Annotated in this window: 22 protein-coding genes; 5 read left to right on the top strand and 17 right to left on the bottom strand. The window is 64.7% G+C overall.

Annotated elements, in window-relative coordinates; translation table 11 throughout:
- The 14 genes from GSQ92_RS21030 to GSQ92_RS20965 all read right to left on the bottom strand — a co-directional run bounded on the left by GSQ92_RS21030 (nucleotide 1) and on the right by GSQ92_RS20965 (nucleotide 17,002).
- Entirely contained in the window at nucleotides 1-1,035 is a 1,035-nt protein-coding gene (locus GSQ92_RS21030) for an ABC transporter permease (protein WP_158804380.1), read from the bottom strand.
- The gene (locus GSQ92_RS21025) at nucleotides 1,035-2,546 is read right to left on the bottom strand and encodes a sugar ABC transporter ATP-binding protein (RefSeq protein WP_158804381.1); all 1,512 of its coding nucleotides are present in this window, start codon (nucleotides 2,544-2,546) and stop codon (nucleotides 1,035-1,037) included. Before GSQ92_RS21025 ends, GSQ92_RS21030 begins: the two co-directional genes overlap by 1 nt.
- A 2-nt stretch (nucleotides 2,547-2,548) precedes the next feature.
- On the bottom strand, nucleotides 2,549-3,760 hold the full coding sequence (locus tag GSQ92_RS21020; protein ID WP_158804382.1) for an SfnB family sulfur acquisition oxidoreductase: 1,212 nt from the start codon (nucleotides 3,758-3,760) through the stop codon (nucleotides 2,549-2,551).
- Nucleotides 3,757-5,151: an LLM class flavin-dependent oxidoreductase gene (locus tag GSQ92_RS21015; protein ID WP_158804383.1), complete on the bottom strand. Its 1,395-nt coding sequence runs from the start codon at nucleotides 5,149-5,151 to the stop codon at nucleotides 3,757-3,759. The genes GSQ92_RS21020 and GSQ92_RS21015 overlap by 4 nt, the downstream gene beginning before the upstream one ends.
- A gap of 8 nt (nucleotides 5,152-5,159) precedes the next feature.
- Nucleotides 5,160-6,383 (bottom strand): SfnB family sulfur acquisition oxidoreductase, encoded by a 1,224-nt coding sequence (locus tag GSQ92_RS21010; RefSeq protein WP_158804384.1) that lies wholly within the window; start codon nucleotides 6,381-6,383, stop codon nucleotides 5,160-5,162.
- Between the two features lie 264 nt (nucleotides 6,384-6,647).
- Nucleotides 6,648-7,487: a phosphogluconate dehydrogenase C-terminal domain-containing protein gene (locus GSQ92_RS21005; protein ID WP_158804385.1), complete on the bottom strand. Its 840-nt coding sequence runs from the start codon at nucleotides 7,485-7,487 to the stop codon at nucleotides 6,648-6,650.
- Between the two features lie 15 nt (nucleotides 7,488-7,502).
- Complete coding sequence (locus GSQ92_RS21000) at nucleotides 7,503-8,903, bottom strand: four-carbon acid sugar kinase family protein (RefSeq protein ID WP_158804386.1); 1,401 nt, start codon at nucleotides 8,901-8,903, stop codon at nucleotides 7,503-7,505.
- Between the two features lie 238 nt (nucleotides 8,904-9,141).
- Nucleotides 9,142-9,867 carry a transcriptional regulator NanR gene (gene nanR / locus GSQ92_RS20995; protein ID WP_158804387.1) on the bottom strand — a complete coding sequence of 242 codons (726 nt, stop codon included), beginning with the start codon at nucleotides 9,865-9,867 and terminating at the stop codon, nucleotides 9,142-9,144.
- A 10-nt stretch (nucleotides 9,868-9,877) separates the two neighbouring features.
- Nucleotides 9,878-10,348, bottom strand: a complete 471-nt coding sequence (locus GSQ92_RS20990; RefSeq protein ID WP_158804388.1) for an RpiB/LacA/LacB family sugar-phosphate isomerase — start codon at nucleotides 10,346-10,348, stop codon at nucleotides 9,878-9,880.
- Complete coding sequence (gene tpiA / locus GSQ92_RS20985) at nucleotides 10,345-11,175, bottom strand: triose-phosphate isomerase (RefSeq protein ID WP_158804389.1); 831 nt, start codon at nucleotides 11,173-11,175, stop codon at nucleotides 10,345-10,347. Before tpiA ends, GSQ92_RS20990 begins: the two co-directional genes overlap by 4 nt.
- Nucleotides 11,172-12,461 (bottom strand): 3-oxo-isoapionate-4-phosphate decarboxylase OiaX, encoded by a 1,290-nt coding sequence (gene oiaX, locus GSQ92_RS20980; protein ID WP_216850349.1) that lies wholly within the window; start codon nucleotides 12,459-12,461, stop codon nucleotides 11,172-11,174. Before oiaX ends, tpiA begins: the two co-directional genes overlap by 4 nt.
- The gene (locus tag GSQ92_RS20975; RefSeq protein WP_158804390.1) at nucleotides 12,458-13,483 is read right to left on the bottom strand and encodes an ABC transporter permease; all 1,026 of its coding nucleotides are present in this window, start codon (nucleotides 13,481-13,483) and stop codon (nucleotides 12,458-12,460) included. Before GSQ92_RS20975 ends, oiaX begins: the two co-directional genes overlap by 4 nt.
- Nucleotides 13,483-15,951: an ATP-binding cassette domain-containing protein gene (locus tag GSQ92_RS20970; RefSeq protein ID WP_158804391.1), complete on the bottom strand. Its 2,469-nt coding sequence runs from the start codon at nucleotides 15,949-15,951 to the stop codon at nucleotides 13,483-13,485. The genes GSQ92_RS20975 and GSQ92_RS20970 overlap by 1 nt, the downstream gene beginning before the upstream one ends.
- Before the next feature lie 19 nt (nucleotides 15,952-15,970).
- Complete coding sequence (locus tag GSQ92_RS20965) at nucleotides 15,971-17,002, bottom strand: ABC transporter substrate-binding protein (RefSeq protein WP_158804392.1); 1,032 nt, start codon at nucleotides 17,000-17,002, stop codon at nucleotides 15,971-15,973.
- Between the two features lie 266 nt (nucleotides 17,003-17,268).
- On the opposite strand from GSQ92_RS20965, the gene fabD reads away from it, so the two are divergent.
- The 5 genes from fabD to mltG all read left to right on the top strand — a co-directional run bounded on the left by fabD (nucleotide 17,269) and on the right by mltG (nucleotide 21,749).
- Complete coding sequence (gene fabD / locus GSQ92_RS20960; RefSeq protein ID WP_158804393.1) at nucleotides 17,269-18,228, top strand: ACP S-malonyltransferase; 960 nt, start codon at nucleotides 17,269-17,271, stop codon at nucleotides 18,226-18,228.
- 68 nt (nucleotides 18,229-18,296) lie between these two features.
- Nucleotides 18,297-19,034, top strand: a complete 738-nt coding sequence (fabG, locus tag GSQ92_RS20955) for a 3-oxoacyl-[acyl-carrier-protein] reductase (RefSeq protein WP_158804394.1) — start codon at nucleotides 18,297-18,299, stop codon at nucleotides 19,032-19,034.
- A gap of 190 nt (nucleotides 19,035-19,224) precedes the next feature.
- A complete protein-coding gene (locus GSQ92_RS20950) occupies nucleotides 19,225-19,464 on the top strand; it encodes an acyl carrier protein (protein WP_158804395.1) in 240 nt (79 codons plus the stop codon).
- Between the two features lie 13 nt (nucleotides 19,465-19,477).
- Nucleotides 19,478-20,764 (top strand): beta-ketoacyl-ACP synthase II, encoded by a 1,287-nt coding sequence (fabF, locus tag GSQ92_RS20945; protein ID WP_158804396.1) that lies wholly within the window; start codon nucleotides 19,478-19,480, stop codon nucleotides 20,762-20,764.
- 142 nt (nucleotides 20,765-20,906) lie between these two features.
- Entirely contained in the window at nucleotides 20,907-21,749 is an 843-nt protein-coding gene (gene mltG, locus GSQ92_RS20940; RefSeq protein ID WP_254065780.1) for an endolytic transglycosylase MltG, read from the top strand.
- A 2-nt stretch (nucleotides 21,750-21,751) separates the two neighbouring features.
- On the opposite strand, the gene GSQ92_RS20935 is transcribed toward mltG, so the two are convergent.
- The 3 genes from GSQ92_RS20935 to GSQ92_RS20925 form a co-directional block, all read right to left on the bottom strand.
- Nucleotides 21,752-22,066 (bottom strand): hypothetical protein, encoded by a 315-nt coding sequence (locus GSQ92_RS20935; protein WP_158804397.1) that lies wholly within the window; start codon nucleotides 22,064-22,066, stop codon nucleotides 21,752-21,754.
- Nucleotides 22,067-22,144: 78 nt separating this feature from the next.
- A complete protein-coding gene (locus tag GSQ92_RS20930) occupies nucleotides 22,145-24,658 on the bottom strand; it encodes an ABC transporter permease (RefSeq protein WP_254065820.1) in 2,514 nt (837 codons plus the stop codon).
- A complete protein-coding gene (locus GSQ92_RS20925; protein ID WP_158804399.1) occupies nucleotides 24,658-25,374 on the bottom strand; it encodes an ABC transporter ATP-binding protein in 717 nt (238 codons plus the stop codon). The genes GSQ92_RS20930 and GSQ92_RS20925 overlap by 1 nt, the downstream gene beginning before the upstream one ends.
- Nucleotides 25,375-25,575 lie beyond the last annotated feature (201 nt).

Here is a 25,575-nt window from a genome sequence, read left to right as displayed (position 1 = left end):
TCACACCTCTCCCGAGCGGCGCGACACGGACCGAACCGCCACGACGAGCAGGATCAAAACGCCTTGCACTCCATTCACCCAGTAGCTCGACACGTTGAGAAGCTGGAAACCGTTGATGAGGCAGCCGATAAACAACACGCTCAGGATCGTGCCGCCGATCGAGGGCAGCAGCCGGCGCGAAAACACCGCGCTCATCAGGCTCGTCAGCACAACGGAGAGAAGAATATCGCCCGAACCCGGCGAACTGCCGGAAAGCCGCGCCGCCTGCACAATGGCTGCCAGCGCCACCAGCAGACCCGCCGACACATAGCTCAGCGCAAGATAAAGCGGCACGCGCAACCCGGCCGACCGCGCTGCTTGCACCGACCCGCCGACCGCCTGAAGCCGCAATCCCCAAGGCGTCGCATGCACCACGACCAGCAGCAGCAGCGCCGTGCCCAGGAAAGTCCAATCGGTCAGCGAAAAGCCCAGCGGCGTGGCACCCGCGATATAGGCGAGCAGCGGGGAATTAGCCGTCAGCACCGTATTCTGTGTGAGCACCAGTTCCAGCCCGGCGCAGATATTCATTACCGCCAAGGTCGCCAGCAACGGCAGAATACCGAGCCCGACAACCGCAAAAGCGTTGACGAGCCCAACTGAAGCCCCCGCCGCAAAAGTCAGCACCGTCGCGGTCGCATCCCCCAAGCCGGCATTGACGGCCACCGTAAAGACCGCCGCGCAAAGGCCGAGATTGGCACCGAGCGAAAGGTCGATCCCGCCACGGATAACGTCACCTCCGCCACCGATGATGACGATGCTCATGCCGAAGGCGAGCAGCGCCAGCACCGTCGATTGCTCGACCACATTGGTCAGATTGCCGCGCGTGAGAAAGCCGGGCGCCGCGATCGCGAAGACAACAAAGACGATGAGCAGAGCGCCGATGGCGGCAAAGCGAACGAAGCCCCCCCGCCGGTTTCTTTTCAGCGGCGGCACCTCAGCCTCGGCATCCTCGGTCGCGAGAGCGACGCCGAGACGCTGATCGATCGCCCCGTCCATCAGGCGGCCTTGTCGAGCGGTGCCAGCGCTCCCGTCGCGGCGGCCAGGATCTCGTCGGCGGTCGTTTCCGCAGGGACAAGCCGCCGCACGATCCGCCCGCGATACATCACCAGTACGCGGTCGCAGATACCCTGCAACTCCATGAGATCGGAGGAGAGGATCAGAACAGCAGCCCCCTGCGCGACTAGATCGCCCAGCAGCCGGTAAATCTCGACCTTCGCCGCGACATCGATCGCAACCGTCGGCTCGTCCAGGATATAGATATCAGACTTGGCGCTCAGCCATTTGGCGAGCACGACCTTCTGCTGATTGCCGCCACTGAGGTCGCGCAGCCGCGCATCCGGCCCAGGCGTCTTAATCCCCAGCCGCTCGATCAGGCTCATCACCTGCCCCCGCTCCCGCCGCGTATCGATCAGACCGAAGCGCGTCAGCCCGCGCAGGCTGGCGAGCGTCATGTTCTCGCGCACCGAGATGTCGAGCGCCACACCCTGATGCCGCCGATCCTCCGGCACCAGCCCGAGCCGCCGTGCGATAGCCCGCCCCGGCGAGCCAATCCTGGCCGGCTTTCCGCCGATCAGGATCTGTCCGCGATCATGGCGCGTAAGGCCGAAAGCCGTCTGCAAAACCTCCTTCGCACCTGAGCCCACAAGGCCCGTCAGGCCAAGGATCTCGCCTGCATGCAGCGTGAACGTGACATCCTCATAAGCGCCCGCCTTGCCGAGCGATTGCAGCGTCAGCGCGGCTTTGCCACAGGGTATCACCTGTTTGGGAAACATCTCGTGGATGTCGCGGTTGATCATGAGGGACACGATCTCCGCCATAGGCGTCGTGCGCGGATCGACCGTCGCGACATCCCGCCCATTGCGAAGGATCGTCACCACATCGCAGAGATCACGAACCTCTTCGAGGTAATGCGAGATATACACGATCGAGGTGCCTTCATCACGCAGCCCCCGGATGATGTCGAAAAGCCGATTGGCCTCCCGCCGCACCAGCGCCGCCGTGGGCTCATCGAAAACCAGCACGCGCGGCTTGTTCAGAAGCGCGCGGGTGATCTGCACGATCTGCCGCTGCGCCGCGCTCAATTCGCTGATCAGCATATTGCCCGAAAGCGAGACTCCGAAGGTCTCCCGGACGATCGCCTCGGCGCGGCGACGCATGGAGAACGGCGCCAGCAGCGGACCATGGCGCAACTCGTTGCCCAGGAACAAGGCTTCCGCCACCGTCAGGCCGGGCACCAGAAGCGCTTCCTGGTGGATGATATGGACCCCGAGTTCTTCCACCAGACGCGGTGTGACGCTGCGGGGTTCCTCGCCATGGATCAGGATGCGGCCGGCATCGAGCTGGTAGAGACCGCCGAGGATCTTGATGATCGTCGATTTCCCCGCGCCGTTCTGCCCGATCAGCCCATGAATGGTGCCACGCCGCACAACCAGGCTCGCCCCATCCAGCGCGCGCGTCGCGCCGAAAGACTTGACGATATCGCGCAGCGCGAGCGCCTCCTCCGTCATCGTCACAGCGCTCCGTGACGTGGCGGCTTGATGCCATTGAGATAGTAATTCCCGATCGCCGCATATTTCCACCGCACTGGATCATGCAGCGTGTGGGTGCGGACATTGCGCCAATGCCGATCGAGATTGTGCTGCGCCAAAGTCGATCGCGTGCCCGCAAGCTCATGCAGCTTATTGGCGGCGGTCAGCGCGGCCTCGGTGCCATAGGCCCGTGCTTCCGCGACAGCGATGGAGGCGAGTGCGACAGTCTCGTCATTCGGCTCGGCAACCGCCTTGTCCACCGCTCTGCCCGCCCGCGCGAGCAGCGCATCGGCCGCGTTCTGCCGCAGCGTCAGATCGCCGATCTGCGCGATCGTATAGGGATCGTCCGTGGCGCGGTCCTGGCCACTATCGATCCAGGGACGCGTGAAGCGCCGCACGAAATCGATCGTATCGGCCAGCGCCGCCCGGCCAATGCCGATGTCCATCGCCGCGTGCATGATCTGCGCGAAAGCCCCCATCGAGGTCGGCACGTCGAAAGCGTCGTGGAACGGGATTACGCCAATCGGATCGACCTCGACATTCTCGAAGATCGTCGTACCGCTGCCCGTCGTCTTCTGCCCGAAGCTCGACCAGTCATCCACCAAAGTCACACCTTGCGTCTCGGGCGAGACGAAGGCGAATAGCAAATTCCCTTGCGCGTCCTTGGCGACAGCCGCGACCCAATGGGCGAAGAGCGCACCGGTCGAATAGAATTTTCGCCCTTCGAGAATCAGGCGGCCATCCTTTGGCAAAAGCGTGGTCTTGTAGTCATGCACCGTCTTGGTGCCGATCTCGCTCAAGGCATTGCCGAAGCGGTCGCCATTCAGCACCCGCTCGAACCAGAGCTGCTTTTGCTCCTCGGTCGCGGTAAGCCTGATCGCCTCGACCACGAAGAAGTGGTTCTGCGGGATCTGCCCGATGCTGCCATCCGCCGCGGCTATTATGGCGATCACCTCCGCCAAGGTCGCCGCCGAAACTCCGGCGCCGCCATGCTCGCGCGGCACGGTGATGCCCCAAAGGCCGCTCTGCGAATATCGATCGATCTCCGCCCTCGGCAACCGTCGCTCGCGGTCGCGATCGGATGCGCCCACGGCGAATTCGACGGCGAGTTCACGCGCGACGACTAGCGCCTCGGCATCGCTGGAGATGCGGTGCGCGGGCCTGCGTTCGGAGAAGTTCGACGAGGCGCTCATTGGGCGGCTTTCAATGTCGTGTGGCGAGAGGCGGCGGCGGGATGCTGCGCGCCAAGACGCGGGCCGCTGCCAGGAAACATTTTCTGGCGCAGCGTGCCGGCGCGATACTCGGTCTTGTACCGCCCGCGCCGCTGCAATTCCGGCACCAGAAGATCGGAGATATCGGCGAAGGTCTCGGGCGTCACGACATAGGCAAGATTGAACCCGTCGAGGTCAGTCTCCGCGATCCAGGCTTCCATCTGATCCGCGACTTCAGAGGCTGATCCCACCAGCAGCGGCCCGAAACCGCCGATACCGACATGCTCAGCCACTTCGCGCACGGTCCAGGTCTTGTCCGGATCGGCCGTGGTGAAGGATTCCACCGCCGAATGCACCGCCTCATTGCGAATATACCGCACGGGCTCGTCCAAATCGTAGACCGAGAAATCGATCCCGGTCCAACCCGACATAAGCGTCAAAGCGCCCGCATGGCTGATGTAGCGCCGGTACTCCGCATGCTTCTCGCGCGCCTCCTCGCCCGTCCGGCCGACAATGGCCGTGGTGAGATTGAAAATGCGGATCGACTCTGGGGCGCGGCCATACAGCGCGGCGCGCCGACGGATGTCGGAAACATAACCCTTCGCCACGGTCTTGCTCGGCGCCGCCATGAAAACGCATTCGGCATGGCGCGCCGCGAAGTCGCGCCCCTTGCCGGAAGTACCCGCCTGGAACAACACTGGCGTCCGCTGCGGAGATGGCTCGCTCAGATGAATCGCATCCAGCTTGAAGAACTCGCCCTCATGCTTGATGCGATGGACCTTCGCCGGATCGGTGAAGATACCGCGCGCGCGGTCGCGCAAAACAGCATCGTCCTCCCAGCTGCCCTCCCAAAGCTTGTAGACCAGATCCATATATTCCTCGGCGATCTGGTAACGTGTATCGTGCTTCGGCTGCGATGCAGCGCCGGAAACTCCACGCGCCGCGCTATCCAGATAGCCGGTGACGATATTCCAGCCGATACGGCCCTTGGTCAGATGGTCTAGCGTCGACATGCGCCGCGCGAAGGTGAACGGCGGCTCGTAGGATAGCGTGCAGGTCACGCCGAAGCCGAGATTCTCAGTCACCCCCGCCATGGCGGAAACGGTCAGCAGCGGGTCATTCAGAGGAATCTGCGTCGCCTCGCGCAGCGCGGTATCCGTATTGCCGCCATACACATCGTAGACGCCAAGCACATCCGCCAGAAACAGCGCATCGAACTTGCCACGCTCCAGAATTTTCGCGAGGTCGGTCCAATAGGATAGGTCGATGTAGCGATCCGCCCGGTCGCGCGGATGCCGCCACAGCCCAGGCGACTGATGCACGACGCAATTCATGTCGAAGGCGTTGAAAAGGATCTCGCGGGTCGCGCTCATCGTCTCGCTCACACCCAGGCGTGGCGCGGAGGCAGCACGCCGTTGAGGGCATGATTGCCGATCAGCGCGTATTTCCAGCGCACCGGATCGTGCAGCGTATGGGTGCGCGCATTGCGCCAATGCCGGTCCAGCCCGTGCTGCGCCAAGGTCGAGCGCGTGCCCGCCAGTTCATGCAGCTTGTTACCCGCCAGAATCGCGATCTCAGTCGTCAGCACTTTGGCTTCAGCGACCTTGAGTGAAGCCTCACCCACCGTCTGCTCGTTCGCCTCCGCGATCGCGCGGTCCACCGCATAGCCAGCCTGTTCCAGGATCGCCTCAGCTGCGTGAAGCCGCAGGAAAAGGTCGCCGACCGCCGCGATAGTATAAGGATCTTCCCACGCGTGATCTTGCCCACTGTCGATCCATGGCCGCGACTGAGTGCGCACGAACCGCACGGTATCGGCGATGGCGGCGCGCGAGATGCCCAGATCAACCGCCGCCTGAATGATCTGGGACACGGGCCCATTGGCGGAGGGCTGGTCATAGCCGAGATAGGCGGGCACCACGTTCCGCGCCTCGATCAAGACATTATCCAGCGACACGCTGCCACTCGCGGTGGTGCGCTGGCCAAAGCCAGACCAATTATCCGTGATCTTCAGGCCCGGCGCCTGGGGATCAGCAAAGGCGAGATAGACCTTGCCGTCCTCGCCAGTCGCCGCGATCGGGATGATATCCGCGAAAAGCGCGCCGGTGGAATAGAACTTTTCGCCGGTGACCCTAAACGCGTCGCCGTCCGCCACCAGTTTCGTATCGAAGACGCCGGCATTCTTGCTGCCCGCCTCGGAAAACGCATTTCCGAACCTGCGGCCTTCCAGCACCCCGGCGTAGAAGCGGGTCCTCTGCTCCTCGTTCCCGGTAAACCGCAGAGCCTCCACCACGCCAAGATGGTTCTGCGGAATTTGCCCGATCGAGGGATCAGCCTCAGAGATCATGGCGATCACCTCGGCGACGGTCGCGAAGGAAACCTCGGCTCCGCCGTAACCGCGCGGCACCGTCATGCCCCAAAGGCCGCTGCCGGAGAAAAGGTCGAGTTCGGCGCGCGGCAGAATACGCTGCTGATCCCGCGCGATCGCCTCCTTCGCCATCTGAGGCGCCAGCTCCCGCGCAACCGCGATTGCCTCCGCGTCACTGCGGATGACGGTGGCAGGGGCGCGAGAGAAGGCGACGCCCTTGTGGCCGGCGATCTGATCCATGCTCAAACCTTGTGCAGCAGCAATATTACGAAGCGAAACGCGTGAACCCCGTAGCGTAACGCAGCGAGCGATCTAACGCAAAAACACCTACCGTCAACGATATTGTTATAATATGCTATCTTAAATAGTGTTATTTGGACGAGGACCGATCCATGAGCGCGTGCAGGACGCCCGGTGGCGCACCCAGCGCCGGCGCCTGCTCAGCTCACGCCGAGCAGAGAGCGCGCGCCACGAACTCCGAGCGTGGTGGGACCAGACGTTCTCCTACGCCGCGCAGATCTCCTTGACCGACTTCATCACGGCCTCGGTGCTGAAGACCCGGTCGAGCCAGCCGTCCCGAAAAATCTGCGGCTTGGCCTGTTCGATCGCGTAAAGCGCGCCATCGGAGAACTTGCCCTCCGGAAAAACCCCAAAGGCGATCGACAGGCCGATATTGATATGCCCCAGCATGAAATCGACCGCCGCCTCGCGCGGAACCCCCCGGCGCACGACATCATCCACGGCCTCCTTCATCGCGAGGCACAGCGTAATGCCGACGGTTTCGGACAAGGCCGGCTCCAGCATCGCGATATTCTCGACCGTGCAGCGATGCGCCCGCATCACCGGCTTGTAGATTTCTCGCGCCACTTCCTCGCACAGCGCATAATGCGCTTCAGGCCCCTGCATCAGCGCGCAAACGATATGCTGCTTGGCGTGAATGCCGCCGAAGAAATCGTTCTTCGCCACCGGGTCGGTCTCGTCATTGAAAATCGGCGGATGGCAGGGATGGGTCACGAAGTAAGTCACATCCGGGCGCACCGGCATTTCGCCCGCATAGGGCGCCGCGGCGTCGAGTACGATGAGCGCCGTGCCGGGCCGCACCTTGCCGATGATGTCGTGGGCGATCTTGCCGATCAGCCGGTCCGGCACCGCCATCACCACCACATCGGCCTGGCTCAGTGCAGTGTCCATTTCGACGCAATCTGCGCCAACCGCTTGCTTGAGCCGCTCGCGCCCTGCCTCGGAAACCTCGACATGATCGACGGAAAATCGCGATCCCTGCAGGTTCGTGGAGAGACGCACACCCATCTTTCCGCCAGCACCGAGTAAAGCGACCTTCGTCATCGGACTATCCTTGGTTCAAATTGGTTTCGAGGAGGACTCGCCGCCCGCCTTTATGCGAGCGAAGTAGTCCGGGCTGCCCATCTGGCCGCCCTTCAGAGCCAGTTCCAGCGCGGCATGGGCGGGGTCATCGGAATGCGCCTTGCACAGCGCCGCTCCGGGCACCGTCGGCGCCAGCGCGCTCAGCGCATAGACGCCGAGCGCCAAAGCCGCGTGGCTCGATGTGTCGCCGCCCGCGATGATTCCGCGATCGATTCCGGACTTTCGCATGACACGATCCAGGATGCGGCCGAGGCCGTCCCCGATGCGGTCATTAACCGTGTCCAACGCGACGCCAGAAGTTTCCACCACACGCCGCAATTCGGGCAGCGACGGATCATCCGGCCCCCGCGCCGTATAGATGATCGGGTCCAGCCCAGCCGACAGCGCCTCAAGCGCCGCCGCCGAGGCGCGATCCTTCTCCCTCTCCCAAGCCGCGCCATCGACCGCGGCCGTGGGATCAAGCCGAATACCCAGGAAACCGTGTTCCTCGGCCCAGGCGATCTGATGCGCCGTCACCGGCGAGCAGGAGCCCGACACCCCGACGATCCGCGCCGCCGCTGGCGCCGCACGCGGCGGTTCGGCCACCGGAATGAGCCCCGCCCGCTGCCAATGGGCGATCAGCGCGTATTCGACACCCTGGGAGCCGACAACGAATTGCATCGCCTCCCGATGCTCCCAGACCAGCCGCCCGGCTTCCGCGAGCGTCTCCTCATCGACAACATCAAGCGACATGATCTGGGCACCCTCGGCCCGCGCGATGGCGAGCGCATCATCCGCGCGTCCCTGCTTCATCGCAACGAAGTCGATCAAGCCCGAAGGAATAGCCGTCTGGGTCGCAAGATGCCGGGCGAGATCCGCCTCATGCATCGGCGTGACAGGGTGGCGGCTCATAGTCGGATGGCGGTCGAGCCGATATCCCACGCCCGCAACCGTCGCGAACAGATTCCCGAAGGCCTGGTAGCGGTGAATAGCGGGCGCCGCCGTGATCATGGGAATCCAACGATTGCCGAAAATCTCGTCGCCGATCTCGATCGCCGCGCCAATGGAGCCGACCTCGCGCGAGGAATCGAAGGTCGAGCAGATCTTGTACTGCGCGAGTGGCGCACCGGTAGAATGCAACGCCGCGAAAATGGGCGGCAAGGCGACGCGCATCCAGTCGGGACTCTTGGACCGCGCGATGCCCGCGATGCCGATGCCTCGAAGGTTAGGGAACCGCGCTAGCTGCTCCGGCCGCGGCACGTCGAAGAACAACACGCTAGGTAGGCCCGCGAAGGTCAAAGCCTCCATCACGGCGGCCGAGCCCGTAAAGTCGTCACCGTAGAAGGCTATCAGCGGCCCAGCCGGCAGCGGCAAAGGTGTCGTTCTGCGATCACTCATTATACGATCATTATACCAGCTAAATCATGTGGAGCCAAACGCCTTCGCTACGGCGCAATGATTCGATATCGAACGCCAACTCAAGCACCGTCATGGCACGCGCAGGCGGGGCGGCCCTCGCGTGCCATCCACGCCTGTCTTTGTTGCGCAAGCAAGGCGTAGATGGCATGCCTTCGCATGCCATGACGGTGAGGGAGTGAGCATGGTTCAAACCAGAGACATCCTGCTTTAGCGAAAGCTACGAAGCGGATTCCACCGCCTGCGACAAAAACAAACCACGGCTGCGTTGCAAATGGTCCCGCATCGTCTGCGCAGCTCCCACCTCGTCATGGGCGATAATCGCATCGAGGATCAGACGATGTTCCTCCAGCGTGATGCGCTCGTGGCCTTTCCAATGCAGCAGACCAGAATGAAACGCACTGAGCCATTGCAGCATCGCGCGGCTCACCACTTCGAGGATCACATTCCGCGTGATGGCGGCAATGACCGTATGAAACTCCATATCCGCCGCGACGAAACGGCCGGCGTCGCGGTCAAGAAACGCGGTCTGCCGCGCCAGTGCCTCTTCCAGTCGCTGAATATCGGCGGGCTCCGCCATGCGCGCGGCCTCCCGCACCATGCCCACCTCGAAGAAAACCCGCGCATCCTGCAACTGCTTGAGGGATTGCGGCTGCGTCGCCAGAACATGCCGCGCCGCATGGTCGATCTGCTGCATGACATCGGCGATCGAGGGATGAGCGATGCGCGCCCGCTCCCCGTGGGTGATGGTAATGAGACCGAGCTTTTCCAGCCGCTGCATCGCCTCCCGCACCGCCGGCCGTCCGACGCCATAAGCCACCATGAGCTCCCGCTCAGACGGCATCTGCGCGTCGGCACCGTAAGCCCCGGTCTCGATCTCTTGCAGGAGGCGATCGAAGACCTCGTCCGACAGCTTGCGCCGCGTGATCTTCTGCGGTGCGACCATCAAGCGCTGATCAGGCTTCCACCCGCTCCTGGTGATATTTCCGGTCCAATTCCTTGATCCCCTCGACATTGGCGGCCGATGAGCCTTGCGGATCGAAATGCGATTCCAAGAATTTGTCGACGATCGCCTTGGCGACTTCCGTTCCGATCACCCGCGCGCCCATCGTGATGATATGCGCGTCGTTGCTTTTCGCGGCGCGCTCGGCCGAGTAGGTGTCATGCGTCTGCGCCGCGCGAATGCCGGGAACCTTATTCGCCGAGATACACACGCCGATGCCGGTGCCGCAGCACAGAATCCCGCGATCGAAACGCCCTTCCAGGATCGCGTTAGACACACGTTCGGCGAGCGAGGCGTAAAGCTCCTTGCCGCCCGGCACCTCACGCCCAAGATCGACGACCTCATGCGGACCGCCGGATAAATGCTTGAAAATGACATCCGACAGCGGCTGTCCCGCGCTGTCTCCGCCCACGACGATCCTCATGTCGATAACTCCTCCGTCCCGTTCTGGGTCGATGCGGCATTGGCCGCCTCTGCGACGATGGCGACGATCTCCGCCAAGCCGTCCGCGTTCCAGGCATAGCGCCCCACGAAGAGCCCGTCGACATCGGGGATCACGGCCAGCTCCGGAGCATTGGCCGCGGTCACGGAACCGCCGTATAGAATGCGGGTCGCCGTGGCATTGGCCGCGCCAAACCGTTCGGCGAGCGCAGCCCGCAGCCGCGCGAGGCGGTCCGCGACATAGTCGGGATCGGCGGCGGCGGCGGCACCGATGGCCCAGCGCGGCTCATAGGCCAGCACAAGGCGCGGCAGGGCATTCGCCGGCTGATCGGCCGTCGCGGTAGCGAGCTGATCCGCCAGAACATCATCCGACCGACCGTCCCGCTTATCCTCCGCCTTCTCGCCTAGACAGAGGATCGGGGTAAGCCCGTGGCGCAGAGCAGCGTTTACCTTGAGGCGCACCGCGGCGTAGGTTTCGTTGAAATGCTGCAGCCTCTCGGAATGGGCGAGTGCCACGTATCGGCAACCCGCCTCGACGAGCATCGGGGCGGAAACCTCCCCGGTCCAGGCGCCGCGATCATCCCAATGGACGTTCTGGGCGCCGACGCCGATCTGCGACCCTGCGACGCGCGCGCCCGCCGCGCTCAGCGCGGTGAATGGCGGCAGAACGAAGACATCGAGCCCATGATGGTTGATGCCGGCCAGCCTTTCGCGCAGCAGGTCGATATAGGCCAGCGTATCGGCGATCCCATGGTTCATCTTCCAGCCGGTGCCGACGAGTTTGCGCCCCCGCTTCGCTGGCAGGGTCATTGCGCGCCCTTCTCGCCGAAGGCCGCGATCGCCTGAGCGAGTTCGGGATGCTCGCGCGCATAATCCGCGAGCGGAACCCCGGCCACCGCCGCTTCCCAGGCCTGAGTGATGGCGCGCACGCCAGCGCCAGCCCCGCCCGGATGCCCCATGATCCCGCCGCCGCCTAGATACAACAAATCGATGGACCGCCCGTTTCGCGCGAAAGTCTCCGGCGCCTGCCCGCCCCATTGCCCCGATCCCACCACCGGCAAAGCACGGTCGTCGTCGGAAAGAAGCGGCGTGGTGCAGTCACGGAAGGAGCGCAGGAAGGACTCGTCCGGCTCCCAATATTTCGCCCCAATGCCATTGACCTGAAACTGGTCGATACCGAGCAACCGCCACAGCACCTGATAGACGCTGAAATCGAGCCCCAGATCCGGATGCCGCGTCAGCATGTCCCAGCCGCTACGATGCGCATGCAGCACCAAGCGCGAGCGCTTCCGCAAAAATGCCAGTCCGCCATAGCCGACCGAGTTAATGTTGATCACCGCCGCATTGCCGCCCGCATCCGCCACGATGTCGTGCTGGCGCAGCATGGTCTCCGGGTCCGCGCTGGAAATGCCAAAGGCATACATGACCTTCCGCCCGGTCCGCTGTTCATGGTCCAGAATCACCGGCATCACGGCCCGCACCCGCGCTTCGAGCGGCGCATAGCCGGGATTCATCATCTTCTCGTCGTCTTTGATGAAATCCGCGCCGGCCTCGACCAGTTCGCGCGCAACCTCCGCCGTCTGTTCAGGCGTCAGTCCAAGCGCGGGTTTGATGATGCTGCCGATCAGGGGCCGGCCATGGACATTCGCGAGCCTGCGGCTGCCGGCGATGCCGAAAGCGGGTCCCGGATGCGCCTTGATAAACGCGGGCGGCAGCCGCAGCCCGACGATACGCGCACCCGACAGGCCGCGCACCGAAAAGACCCCGCCGAAAGCGATGGTGAGGAGGGCCGCGATATCCGTGCCAATAACTTCCAGCGGGAAATCGACATCGACATCCGCGCGCTTATAGGGCCGCGGATTCTGGGAATTGACCGCATCCTGGGGATAAGCCGGCCGCTCATGCGGTTCCAGCATCCGGATATCAACGACCCGCGCCGCGCATCTCGCTTTGAGATCAGCAGTTTCGCCCGGCACCGCGACGAAGGTTCCGGTCGATTGGTCGCTCGCGATCTTTTCCGCGAGCCGCCCGATATCGCCCGACGTCTCAATCCGATACGTCAGCCGGATCGCGCTGTCGTTCGACACTTGGCTCACGATCGACCTGCCACTTTAGTTCCAGCGCCGCCCTGCGTGGTTGGTATCGCGCGCTTCACCGTCCGCCCCCTGCCACCACCCGCCAGCGACAGCACGGCGATCACCACAACGCCCTGCACGATATCCTGCATCCCGGAAGGCAACCCGGCAATCTGCATGGTCGCCACGATGAGGATGAGCAGCACGCAGCCGAACAAGGTGCCGACCGCTGTCGAAGATCCGCCCATGATAAGCGATCCGCCCAACACCACCGCGCCAAGCGATTGCAGCAGGTAGGGACCGCCCATCTCCAGAAAAGCGCCGCCGACATAAGCTTGCAGCAGCAATCCATCGAGCGCCGCGAGCAGTGAGCTAATCAGAAAAGTAGCCGCGACAACCCGCGTCACGCCAATGCCGGAGAAATAGGCCGCACGCGTGCTCTGCCCGACAGCCGAAAGCGTGCGCCCATAGACCAGCCGCCCCAGGACGATGCTGCCGACAACAACAGCCACCACCGCGAGCATCGCGACCACGGGAAAACCGCCGACCCGCGCCGTTGTCAGCCACTTCAGCGTCGGGCTGACGCCGTAGCTCACCAGCTCCTTATTGGCGAAGAGACTGGCGGTAGCCAAAATATATCCGGTCGCAAGCGTCGCGATAATCGCCGGTATCCGGAAAGCCAGCACAAGCACCGCGTTCACGCTGCCAACGACAATGCCAATCCCCAACGTCGCCAACACACCAAGCCATAACCGGCTGTCGTGGCCCTGGATGAGGATCGTGCTGACATAGGCGCTCAGCGTCAGCACGTTGGGAATGGACAGGTCGATATTCCCGCGACCCGCCGTAATCACGAACATTTGGCCCAGCCCGGCCAATGCCAGGAACGACGCTGAAACCGCAACGCCGGAGAGACTCTGCAGGCTGAACCGGCTGGTGATGAGGGACAGCACGAACCACAGCAGCACGACGCCGATGAGCGCCCAAATCCACCGGTTGCGCTGGCTCCAGTCGATCAGCCGGCCCTCGCCCAGACCCGCCATCACTGCGCCCTCCGCCGGATCAGCGTGGCCCGCAACCCGAGCATGCCGAGCAGCAGCAAGCCCTGAACCGCCGCATTGTAATCCGTGCTGACATTTAGCGCGCCAAGCAGGGCGCCGATCAGCGACAAGACGATCGCCCCGGCGACCACGCCCCAAGGCGACAGCACCCCCCCGATCAGGCTGCACCCGCCGATCACCACGGCCGCGACGCTGGAAAGCGTGAAGGGACCACCGACATTGATGTCGCTCGCGGTATTCGCGGCGGTCAGCGAGACTCCGGCGATCATGCCGAAGATTCCCGCCAAACCATATCGGATCACCGCATAGCGCAGCGCCGACCAGCCGCTACGCGCGAGCGCCGGCGCATTGTTGCCAAAAGCGCGCAGCACCACACCAAGCGGCGCGCTGTCGAGGAAGACCGTCACCCCTGCGACGATGAGGATGATAATGACGGATGTCGGCAAATGCGGAATGGACCAGCCGAACAACGACGTGACCCAGTCGGGGCTGCTGCCGCCGGGCGCTGGTTGCAGGGAATACCCCGCTCCCATCCAAATGAACGAAGCGCCTAGCGTCACCACGATCGCGGGAATGCGGCGCAACTGGATGAGCGCGCCGATCAAACTATACGCAATCAGCGCGACAACAATGGTGACCGCGCCCAACAGCGGCCGGTCGACCAGCAGAGTCGCACTCACGACATTCATGAGCCCAGCAAAAGCACCGATGCTGAGGTCGATCTCGCTTCCGCCCACGACAAACATCTGCGCGACAGCCACCAGCACCAGCGCAACCGACGGCCCAAGCAGAAGATCGAGACCGAACACGCTCGCCGCCGCATGATTGACCAGCATCATGACGCCCAGAACCAGCGCCAGACTCACAAAAGGCGCGGCCTTGATGACTGTCTTGCCCCAGTCGCGATGAAGCCGCTCGACACCCTCGCCCTCTCCGCCGCGTGCGACTTGCTCCGAAAAAGAGGCGCCAATGATGGCGTCCTCGGTGATCTCCTCGCGCCGCAGCTCGCGCACTATGCGGCCCTTGCTGAAGACCAGCACCCGGTCGCATTCCATGAATTCGAGGTCTTCGGTCGAAAGCCAAACAATCAGCCGCCCGGCCCCCGCGGCATCGGCGAAGAGCCCATAAAAATCCGTCTTCGCCGCCACATCGACACCGCGTGTCGGATCGTCGAGCAGGATCGTCGGCGAATCGCTCACCAAAGCGCGGCCGACCAGCGCCTTCTGCTGATTACCACCGCTGAGATCGAGAATGCCGGAGCCAAAGCGACCAGGATCCAGCCGCAGCTTCTCGGCGGCATCGAGAATGGCGGGGCGATCCTCGGCCGCGGCGAAAGGCGCGAGCGCGAAACGCCGACCGATGCGCTCGATATCCATATTGGCGAAGACATTCCAGAACGCGAAAACGCCTTCTCTCTGCCGGTCTCCCGAGACGAAACTGACGGCGCCCGAGCGCTCGATCCCGCCCGAATGACCGGAGGCAGCGAAAATGTCGCGCAGAAACTCCTTCTGCCCCGCGCCTTCCAGACCCGCCAGACCCACGATCTCGCCTTCGCGCAGAAGGATCTCGCTGCCGATCTTCTCGACCACCGGGCCACTCACCCGCAGCCGCACTGGCCGTTGCGAAACCGGCGCCGCCTCATGCGCGCGCCGCAAAGCGACTTCCGCGCCACCGCCCATCGCCTGAACCAGTGCCTGGATCGAGGTATCCGCCGCTGCACCGCGCCAGGCCAGACGCCCATTGCGCAGGACCATAACATCGGCCGCGACATCGACGATTTCATGCAGCTTGTGGCTGATGAAAATACTCGCGAGCCCCGCTTCGGCCTGCTGATGAATGAAAGCCCGCAGTTGTCGGCTGCGTTCCAGATCCAGCGACGATGTCGGCTCATCCAAAACAAGCAGCCGGATGCGCGGCGCCGAGGCGGCCCGCGCGATCTCCACCATCTGGCGCTGACCAATGGAAAGGTCATCCACCACATGATCGACATCGATGCCGTTGCCGGGAAACACACGGTCGAGCGCGGCACGGGCCCGCGCACGATAGGCGCGGCGCCATCCGGGCACCGGCCGCGCCAGATCCGGCGCCTCCAGAAAGAAGTTCTCCGCGACCGAAAGATTGGCGCAGAGCGAAAGCTCCTGATGCACGATACGAATGCCGTGAGCCTGCGCCTCGGTGGGACCGAAGCGATCCCAATCCGCCGCACGGCCATCCAGCTCCAGCGTACCGAAATCGGGCCGGCTGACGCCGCAGAGCGCGCGCATCAGCGTGCTCTTCCCCGCGCCATTGCCGCCCACAAGTCCGAGAATATCGCCCGGCCGCACGATCAGCTCGACCCCGTCATTGGCGAGGGTCGAGCCGAAAGCCTTGGTAATGTCGCGCAGCGCAACGAGAGGCACGGTCGCGTCAACGCTTTTGGCGTGCGGCGAGGCCGTGCTGAGATCACTCATCGCTTAGTCACGGAACTGCCTATTTCTGCGACAGCAGATTCGTCTTGACCCAATCCTGCGAATAGGACGGGCTGACGATGATGTTCGGCGGCAGATTGGCGTAGCTCTTCAGATTGGCCTGATCGACGGTCGCCACCGGCATGATGAGCTTCTGCGGCACATGCGCGCCCTGCACGATGGCAAGGCTCAACCAGAAAGCCGCGCCGCCGATACCGGGCGTCGTGTTCATCGAGATGGTCGTATAGCCGTTGCTCGCATTCTCCTGCGCCCACCAGCGGATGAAGTTCGAGCTGCCGCCGCCCTCGATGACAGGCATGTGGCCCTTATACTGGCCGCCATACTGGTCGAAGGCCTGCGCCACGCCGTAATCGTCACCGCCCTGGCCGAGCACCGCATCGACATGCGGCAGGCTGGGCAACACATTGGCGATGGCCGATTGCGCGACCGAAGCGGTGGCTTGGCCATAGACCGTCGCCACGACCTTCACATTCGGATTGTTCTTGAGCACGGCTTCCTGTGCTGCATACATCGACACGTCCGGCGCCGAACCCTTCACGCCACGGACCAGGATGATGTTGCCCTGGTTATGGATGAGCTTCAGCGCGGCGGTGGCCTGCTGCGTCTTATAGCCGGTGAAGTCGAAATTGAGCTGCGTATTGCAAGGCGCCGAGGCGATGGAATCGAAGGAAATCACCTTGATCCCGGCGTGGCAGGCTTTCTGGATAATGCCATTCTCCGCCGTCTCGGAAGCGGCATCGACCGCGATCGCATCGACACCCTTGAGAATGAGCTCGGCGAGCTGGCTGTTCTGCTGGCTGACGCTGCCGTCGCCGTTCTGGATGATGTAGTCCGAGATCAGGCCGGCCGCCTTGGCCTGCTTGGCCGCCGCCTCGAAGGCCTCGACCATCTGATGGCGCCAGATGTTGCCGTAATAGGAGTTGGACAAAGCGATGACCGGCTTGTCGGCCGATGCCATCGCCGGCATGGCCGGTGCGACCATGGCCGCCGCCGCCAAAGCGAGGCTGGGAATAAGCGAGCCAGCAATCTTCATGACATGTTCCTCCGCGCACCCGTTAAGCCCGGGCTGAGCGCTGCATATGCCCCGACATGACAAGCCTAGGCAAGGTGATTATCTCATCATACCACCAGAACCTGCGTTTCTCTGTGCTCGCCCGCATAGGCGCGCGTCGTTCGTCCAGATTGACTCTCCTTCGTCCGAGGCGATACCCCGGCACGCCGCGCCGGCATCCGCCGGCGGCCTCCAGGCGGCTGGAGCAGACATCCGGCTGCGCCGGTCCGCTTCCCGAAGGACATGCAATGCCCGTTAACGCCTTCATCTTCCCGGGTCAGGGGAGCCAGTCCGTCGGTATGGGGCAAGACCTCGCCGCCGCTTTCGGCGCGGCCCGGGACGTCTTCGACGAGGTGGACGAGACACTCGGACAACGTCTCTCCAAGCTGATGTTCGAGGGACCGACCGAGGAACTCACCCTCACCGAAAATGCCCAGCCCGCGCTGATGGCCGTCTCCCTCGCCGTCATGCGGGTACTGGAGCGCGAGGGCGGCCTCGTTCTGCCGCAGAAGGCAGCCCTCGTCGCCGGCCACTCGCTTGGCGAATACAGCGCGCTCGCAGCTGCGGGCAGCCTCCAATTGGCCGAGACCGCGCGGCTGCTACGCCTTCGCGGGACCGCGATGCAACGCGCGGTTCCCGCGGGAGAAGGCGCCATGGCGGCTCTCCTCGGCACTGAACTCGAACAGGCCGCCGAGATCTGCCGCGAGGCAGCCACCGACCCGGAGACCGGTGCTCATCAGGTCGTGCAGCCAGCCAATGACAATGGCGGCGGCCAGGTCGTCATCTCGGGGCATAAGGCTGCGGTGGAGCGCGCTATCGAGATTTCGCGGGCGCGCGGCATCAAGCGCGCCATGCTTTTGCCGGTCTCTGCCCCCTTCCACTGCGCCCTCATGGCGCCCGCTGCCGATGCCATGGCAGAGGCGCTCGCCACCGCCGCGATCACGGCCCCGCTCGTGCCGGTTGTCGCGAATGTCTCCGCCGCCAAGGCGACGGACCCGGCCGCCATCCGGACACTGCTGGTCGAGCAGGTGACGGGCCTCGTGCGCTGGCGGGAGAGCGTGCAGGCCATGGTGTCCATGGGCGTCGACACCTTCATTGAGATCGGAGCGGGCCGGGTTCTCGCCGGTCTCGTCCGCCGCATCGCGCCGGAGGCGACAACTCGCTCCATCGGCACGCCGGCGGAGATCGAGGATTTCCTCAAAGGCTAAAACACCCCGCACGGATTGCGTCGCTGGCGCACCATGCGGCCTCAATCGAAATGATTAAGGGAGCGGACATGTTCGATCTCAGCGGAAAAACCGCCCTCGTAACGGGCGCCTCGGGCGGCATCGGCGGCGCCATAGCGCGCGCCCTCCACGCCCAAGGCGCCGCGGTCGCCCTCTCCGGCACCCGTCAGGCGCCTCTCGACGCCCTGGCGGGTGAATTGGGCGAGCGTGTCGCCGTCTGCCCAGCCGATCTGCGCGACTCAGCCGCGCCCGATGCCCTTGTGGCAACAGCCGAAGCGGCCCTCGGCCCCCTTGCCATCCTCGTCAACAATGCCGGCTTCACGCGGGACATGCTGGCGATGCGCATGACCGATGAGGACTGGCAGAGCGTGCTGGATGTCGATCTCGCGGCACCCTTCCGCCTCATCCGCGCCGCCATGAAAGGCATGCTGCGCCGCCGGGCAGGCCGGATCATCAATATCGCCAGCATCGTCGGCGTCACTGGCAATGCCGGCCAGGCCAATTATTCCGCCGCCAAGGCTGGAATGATCGGCATGACCAAGTCACTCGCGCAGGAAATCGCTAGCCGTGGCGTAACGGTCAATGTCATCGCCCCAGGCTTCATCGAAACGGCAATGACCGCCGGCCTCCCCGAGGCGCATAAAACCAAACTGCTCGGCGCCATCCCGCTCGGCCGCATGGGGAAGCCTGAGGACATCGCTGCCGCCGCCGTCTATCTCGCCGCGGAGGAGAGCGCCTGGGTCACCGGCGCCACCATTCACGTCAATGGCGGGATGGCGATGATCTGAGTCGGGCCGCGACGGCCAGGGGCTTAGGTTTGCTCACCCCGGGCTGTTGGCGACCTAATTAAAACCGTGCTAAGCGCCCCGCTGTTCCGGGGTGCATCGTCGGGAAGGTCGGCGGGTGCTCCGGCCCGGCGCTTGCCCCCAAGGCGTTTGGATTGTCATCAATAGCCGCCAGGCAGGAGTTTCGAGGTCCATGAGCGAAGTCGCCGACAAGGTGAAGAAGATCGTGGTGGAACATCTGGGCGTGGAGGAGTCGAAGGTGACTCCCGAAGCGTCCTTCATCGACGATCTCGGCGCGGACAGCCTCGACACGGTCGAGCTTGTCATGGCTTTCGAAGAAGCCTTCAGCGTCGAAATCCCCGAGGATGCCGCCGAGAAGATCAGCACCGTCAAGGATGCGATCGACTACATCGAGAAGCAGAAGGCCGCCTGACGGCAGCTTCCAGATGACCGGCTTGAGAACGATTGAGCTGCGCCGCGTCGTCGTCACCGGGATGGGCATCGTATGCCCCCTGGGAGTCGGCGTGGAGCATGTCTGGCAGAGGCTGATCCGGGGCGACTCGGGCATTTCAGCGATTCAAAGCTTCGACGTGACCGACCTCCCCGCGAAAGTCGCCGGGGAAGTCCCGGCCGGAGTCCGCGCGGAGGGTGGTCTCGACCTCAACGAGTGGGTTCCGATCAAGGACCAGAAGAAGATGGATCGCTTTATCCATCTTGGCATGGCCGCGGCGATCGAGGCCGTCGAGGATTCCGGCTGGATGCCGACCGACGAGGAAGATCGCTGCGTCACGGGCGTGATGATCGGCTCCGGAATAGGCGGCCTGCAGGCCATCGCCGATGCCGCGGTCCAGGTGCATCAGGGGAAGGTCCGGCGGCTTTCGCCTTTCTTCATTCCATCCGCCCTCATCAACCTGGTCTCCGGCCATGTTTCCATCCGCTACGGCTTCAAGGGTCCCAACCACTCGGCGGTGACGGCCTGCGCCACCGGCGTCCATGCCATTGGCGACGCCGCACGGCTGATTTCGCTCGGCGATGCCGATGTCATGGTCGCCGGCGGGGCCGAGGCCGCCATCTGCGCGCTGGGCATCGGCGGCTTCTGCGCCTCGCGTGCCCTATCGACCGGTTTCAACGCCGAACCGGCCCGCGCGTCGCGTCCCTGGGACAAGGATCGTGACGGTTTCGTGATGGGTGAAGGCGCCGGCGTGCTGGTGCTCGAGGAATACGAACACGCGAAGGCGCGCGGCGCGAAGATCTACGCCGAGATCGGCGGCTACGGCCTCTCGGGCGACGCGCATCACATCACGGCGCCAGCCGAAGGCCATGACGGCGCTTTTCGCGCCATGAAGGCGGCGCTGAAGAACGGCCAGGTCGATCCATCCGAGATCCAATACGTCAATGCCCACGGCACCTCGACGCCGCTCGGCGACGACCTGGAACTCTCCGCGGTCGAGCGTTTCTTCGGCGACAATGCCCGCGGCCTCGCCATGTCCTCGACTAAATCGGCGACCGGTCATCTGCTTGGCGCCGCCGGGGCAATCGAGGCAATCTTCTCGATCCTCGCCATCCGGGACGGGGTGGCGCCACCGACCCTCAATCTCGACGAGCCAAGCGTGCCGAGTGTGATCGACCGCGTCGCCAATACGGCGCAGCAGCGGCCGATCAAGGTCGCGCTGTCGAATAGCTTCGGCTTCGGCGGCACCAACGCCAGCGTGATCTTCCGCGCTGCCGCCTAACCGCCGAAGCTCCCCCATCGGCCGGATCGCGAAATGGGTCCTGCCTCTGGCGGTACTCCTCGCTGTCATCGGGACGGCGCGGGGATTCATCCGCCAGAGCTGGTCGGGCTTCGGTCCCCTCCCGGCCACCACCGCCCTTGTCGTGCCGCATGCGGACACCGCCCAGCTTGCCGATCTGCTGCAACAACGGCAGGTGGTGGATAACGCGCTGATTTTCCGCATCGCGGTGCTGATCACCAGCCGCGACGGCGCGCTGCATGCCGGCGAATTCAGCTTTCCCGCCCATGCCCGGCTCTCCGATGTGCTTGCGATCCTCCGGCACGGCCGCCAGGTCGAGCATCACGTCACCATCCCGGAGGGCCTAACGGCGACAGCCATCGCCACGCTCGTCAATCAGGCGCCCGCGATGCGGGGCAAAGTCTCGCCGCCCGCCGAAGGCGCTGTCCTGCCGAACACCTACGACTATCTCTATGACGCCGAGCGCCCGGCATTGCTCTCACGCGCGGAAGCCGCTCTGGACTCGGCGCTTGCCACCGCTTGGACAGCCCGCGCGCCAAATTTGCCGCTCACCTCGCCGCAAGAGGCCGTGACGCTCGCCAGCATCGTGGAGCGGGAGACGGCCAAGCCCGATGAGCGGTCAATGGTCGCCGCCGTCTATCTCAACCGTCTGAAGCTGGGCATGCCGCTGCAGGCCGACCCGACGGTCATCTACGGCCTGAGCAAGGGCGCCGGCGTGCTTCCTCGGCCGCTGACCCATGCCGACCTCGCGACGCCCGACCTCTACAACACCTATGTGCGGACCGGCCTGCCGCCGGGGCCGATCGCCGCGCCCGGCATTGCGTCGATCCAAGCCGTGCTGCATCCCGCGCAGTCCGACGCGCTCTACTTCGTCGCCGATGGCACCGGGGGCCACGCCTTCAGCCACGACTATGCGGGGCAGGTGCGCAACATCGAAAAGCGCCGCAAGGAAACGGCGGCGCCGTAATCCTACTTCGGCACCACGTTCGGATTGCCCCCCGGCGAACCGGCTGGCGGAAAGACCGGCATATTGCTCGGCGCCAACGGCTTGATAACCGGCATCCTGCTGTTCACCGAGGGCACGATCACACCATTGACGGAGCCGGGCGCCGTGATCGCTGGCGCGCCAGGATTGACGAGGTTCGGATGGGCGGGATCCTGCGGAGCGGGAGGTGCCGTCACCATCGGCTTGTAGGAATTCGGCATCTGCGCCCCCGCCGCCATCGGCATTGCCGCCCCTAGGCCGATCAGGCCGCAAAGCACTATCGTCTTTCGAGCGATCATCGTTTTCTCCCAAGCCGCGAGTCCGCCGGAGCATAAAGGCTTCCGGCGCGGATAAGTTTCAGATGGCCGTGTGCGCCGTCAGCCATTCTCCGCGCGTAGACGCGGCGCGGCTGGCAGGCGAAGTACCCGCTCGGTTGCGAGAAAGCCAAGCATCACCATCGTGACAATGCTGATCACTATGGTCATCACCATAATCCCCGGCAGAAAATGCCATTCGGTGTGAAACACTTCCCGAATGGTGACCATCGCCGCGAGATCGCCCAGCACCGCCGCAGCGATGCCCGCCGCGCCACCTGCCACCGCGAATTCCGTGAGCCAGGCCAAACGGATCTGCGCGCGCCGCGCGCCCAGCGTCTTGAGGATCACCGACTCGGCGATCCGCGCCTCCCGCTCCACCGCAATGGCGCTGACGAGCACCAGCCCGCCCGCCAGAAGCGCGACCAGACCGACCAGGCTGACCGCCGTGCCGATCTGGCCCAGGAGGCCAGCCAGACCACGCAACACCGCGCCGACATCGATGCCGGTCACGCCAGGCAATGCATCCGTCACCGCCGCCAGCACGCGCCCCTCCTGCCCCGGTGGCGTGCGAAGCGTCGCGATCATCGTATGCGGGGCACCCGCAAAGGGGTCCGGCGTGGCGACGAAGAAGAAATTGAGCTGCAGCGATTGCCAGTGGATATCTCGCAGATTGGCGATGCGAAGGTCGAAGCTGCGGCCGAGCACACTCACCGGCAGCAAATCCCCGACACCGATCCCCCAACTCCGCGCCACCCGCGCATCGAAGGACACGAGCGGCGGCCCGATATAGTCAGCCGCCCACCAATGCCCGGCGACAAGACGCGTCCCCGCTGGCGGCGCGGCAGCGAAACTCAGCCCCACATCGCTGCGCAGCGGCCAGTCGGTGCCGGAGGGAGCATGAAATTGCGCGACCGGAACGCCGCGTACCGCGAGAATGCGGGCGCGAAGACTAGGGAGCGCCGCCAGATCATAGGCTCCCGCCGCGCGCGCCACCGTCTCGAACTTGGGGAGGTCAGCCGGCTGCACGTCGATGAAGTAGAAACTTGGCGCCCGACTAGGCAGCGCCCCGGTGAACTCGGCGACCAGATTGGCGCGTATCTCGGCGACCGCCACCAGCACCGTCAGTCCAGCGCCAAGCGAGAGCAGCATCAGCGGCAAGGAGGAAGCCGGTCCATGCAGCCGGCGCAACCCGAAGGCCAGCGCCGCCGATCTCGGGCGTGGCAAGCGGGCCAGCGCCCTCATAAGAAGCCACGCCACACCGCGCAGCAGCAGCAGCGTCGCGGCGGTTCCGGCGCAGAAGCCGAGCGCGATCACCGGCCGCGGCACCGAAACGGCGGCGAGCCCGACCAGCAGCGCAAGGCAGAAGCCTTCCGCCAGTGCGAACTGCAGGGTCCAGGGCAGACGCTGCGGCAGAACCGCCGCCCGGAACAGTGCCGCGCCCGAGATCGCCGACGCGCGCCGCAACGGCGGCATCGCGAAGACAAGGGCCACCAGCAGCCCGAACGCCGCCGCAAGAGCCAAAGGCAATGAGTAAAGTGCGAGATTTGCCGGCACCGGCAGCTGGTTCCGCAACAGCGGCAGAACCAGCAACGGCGCCAGCCCACCGACCACCAGTCCGAGCAGAATCCCCGGCAGCCCGAGCAACGCCAGCTCGAAGCCCAACACAGCGCTCATCAACTGCGCGGAGGCGCCGAGACAGCGCAGTGTCGCGATGCTGCGCGCCCTCGCGGCAAGCCATGCCTCGACGCCATTCGCCACGCCGATTCCGCCGACCAGCAGCGCCCCCAGGCCGAGCAGGATCATGAACAACGCGGCCTGATCGACGAAACGCGTTATATCGGGCGCCGCCTCGCCAACGCCGCGCACGCGCCAGGCCGCCACCGGAAAGGTCTTTGCGAGATCGGCCGTGACCCGCTCCGGCGCGAGACCGGCGGGCAACGCCACCTGCAATGCGTAGGTCGCGAGGCTACCGGAAGCCAACAGGCTGCTATTGCGCAGGGTATCGAGCGGCACCAGCGCTTTAACCCCGAAGAGCTGGCTGTCCGATATGCGGTCGGGCGCATCAACTATCTTGCCGAGGTAGCGTAACGGGACACCGCCGAGCGTCACCCGGTCGCCAGGTTTGAGGCCGAGCGTATCAGCGGCTGTCGGGTCCAACAGCAATCCCGGCAAGGCGCCGGACGCCAACAGTTCTGAGAATCCCCCGGCAGGCGCGGTCGTCACGCGTCCCAGCAACGGCCAAGTGGGACTGACCGCCTCAACCGCTGCCAATAAGCGCCGGCCCGAGGGGGCGACGAGGATTGACCGTGTCCGCACCGTCTCCGAAAGCCGCCCATGACGCGCCAAGAACCAATCGCTCAGCGCCGGCGGCAACGCTCCACTGCCAGTGGAAATGGCGAGATCGCCACCCAGAATAGCCCGGCCATCCTGCGCCAGACCCTGGTTGATCGCCGCCCGCAGGGAGCCGACGCCCGCGATGGCGGCGACACCCACGGCCAGGCAGAGCACGACAATGAGCAGCCCTCGCCGCCCGCCGCGCAGGTCGCGCAGCGCAAGCCGCCAAGCGAGGCGCATCACGCGATGCGGCCGTTTTTCAGGGTGACGATGCGGCCACAGCGCGCGGCAATGCCGGGATCATGGGTGATGAGCATCAAGGTCGTGCCGCCCTCGGCACAGAGTGCGAAGAGCAAATCCATCACGCTGCGGCCAGTTTCGACGTCAAGACTGCCGGTCGGTTCATCCGCCAACAACAGGCGCGGCCGCGGCGCGAAGGCTCGGGCGATCGCCACGCGCTGCTGCTCGCCGCCGGAGAGCTGAGCCGGTCTATGATGTAAGCGATGACCCAATCCGACCTGTTCCAGCGCCCCAGCCGCGACCTGTGCGGCATCCGCCCGCCCCGCGAGTTCGAGCGGCACAGCGACATTCTCCGCCGCCGTCATAGTGGGGATGAGATGGAACGACTGGAACACGATACCGAGGTTCCGCAGGCGAAAGAGCGCCCGCGCCTCCTCGTCCAGCGCTTCCAGCGCCTGACCCGCCACCCGGATGCCGCCGCCGCTCCCCCGCTCCAGGCCGGCGATCACCATCAGCAGGCTGGTCTTGCCCGAGCCGGAGGGGCCAAGCACCCCCACGCTCTCGCCAGCGGCGATATCGAGGTCCAGCCCCTGAAGAATGGCGACCGCGCCGGTGGAGGTCGGGATGGTCAGCCGCAAGTCGCGAAGGGCGACGATCGGGGTTCCCTCCTCGCGCGAGATTGCGGGACCGGCGGGCAGAGGATTTCGTCTCGACATGCCGGACATCTGGTGTCGAGGAGGGCATCCGCCATCGTATTGGCGGACAACGCGGTCATTCGTCGATGGTGGGAAGACAGTCCTTCGCGGCAACCGGTAACTTGTGCTCTGTCCCACCGAAAGACGATTAGCCCGGAGTTGTGCGGGCACGGCGCGCGCTCTTCTATTGCGGCAGACTGACATACATCGATCTTGAGGGAT

The sequence above is a fragment of the Acidisoma sp. S159 genome (assembly GCF_009766125.1).
In the GTDB taxonomy this organism is placed as follows: Bacteria; Pseudomonadota; Alphaproteobacteria; order Acetobacterales; family Acetobacteraceae; genus Acidisoma.
The sequence above is the reverse complement of the archived record's forward strand: the minus strand, read 5'-3'. Positions and strand labels throughout refer to the sequence as shown.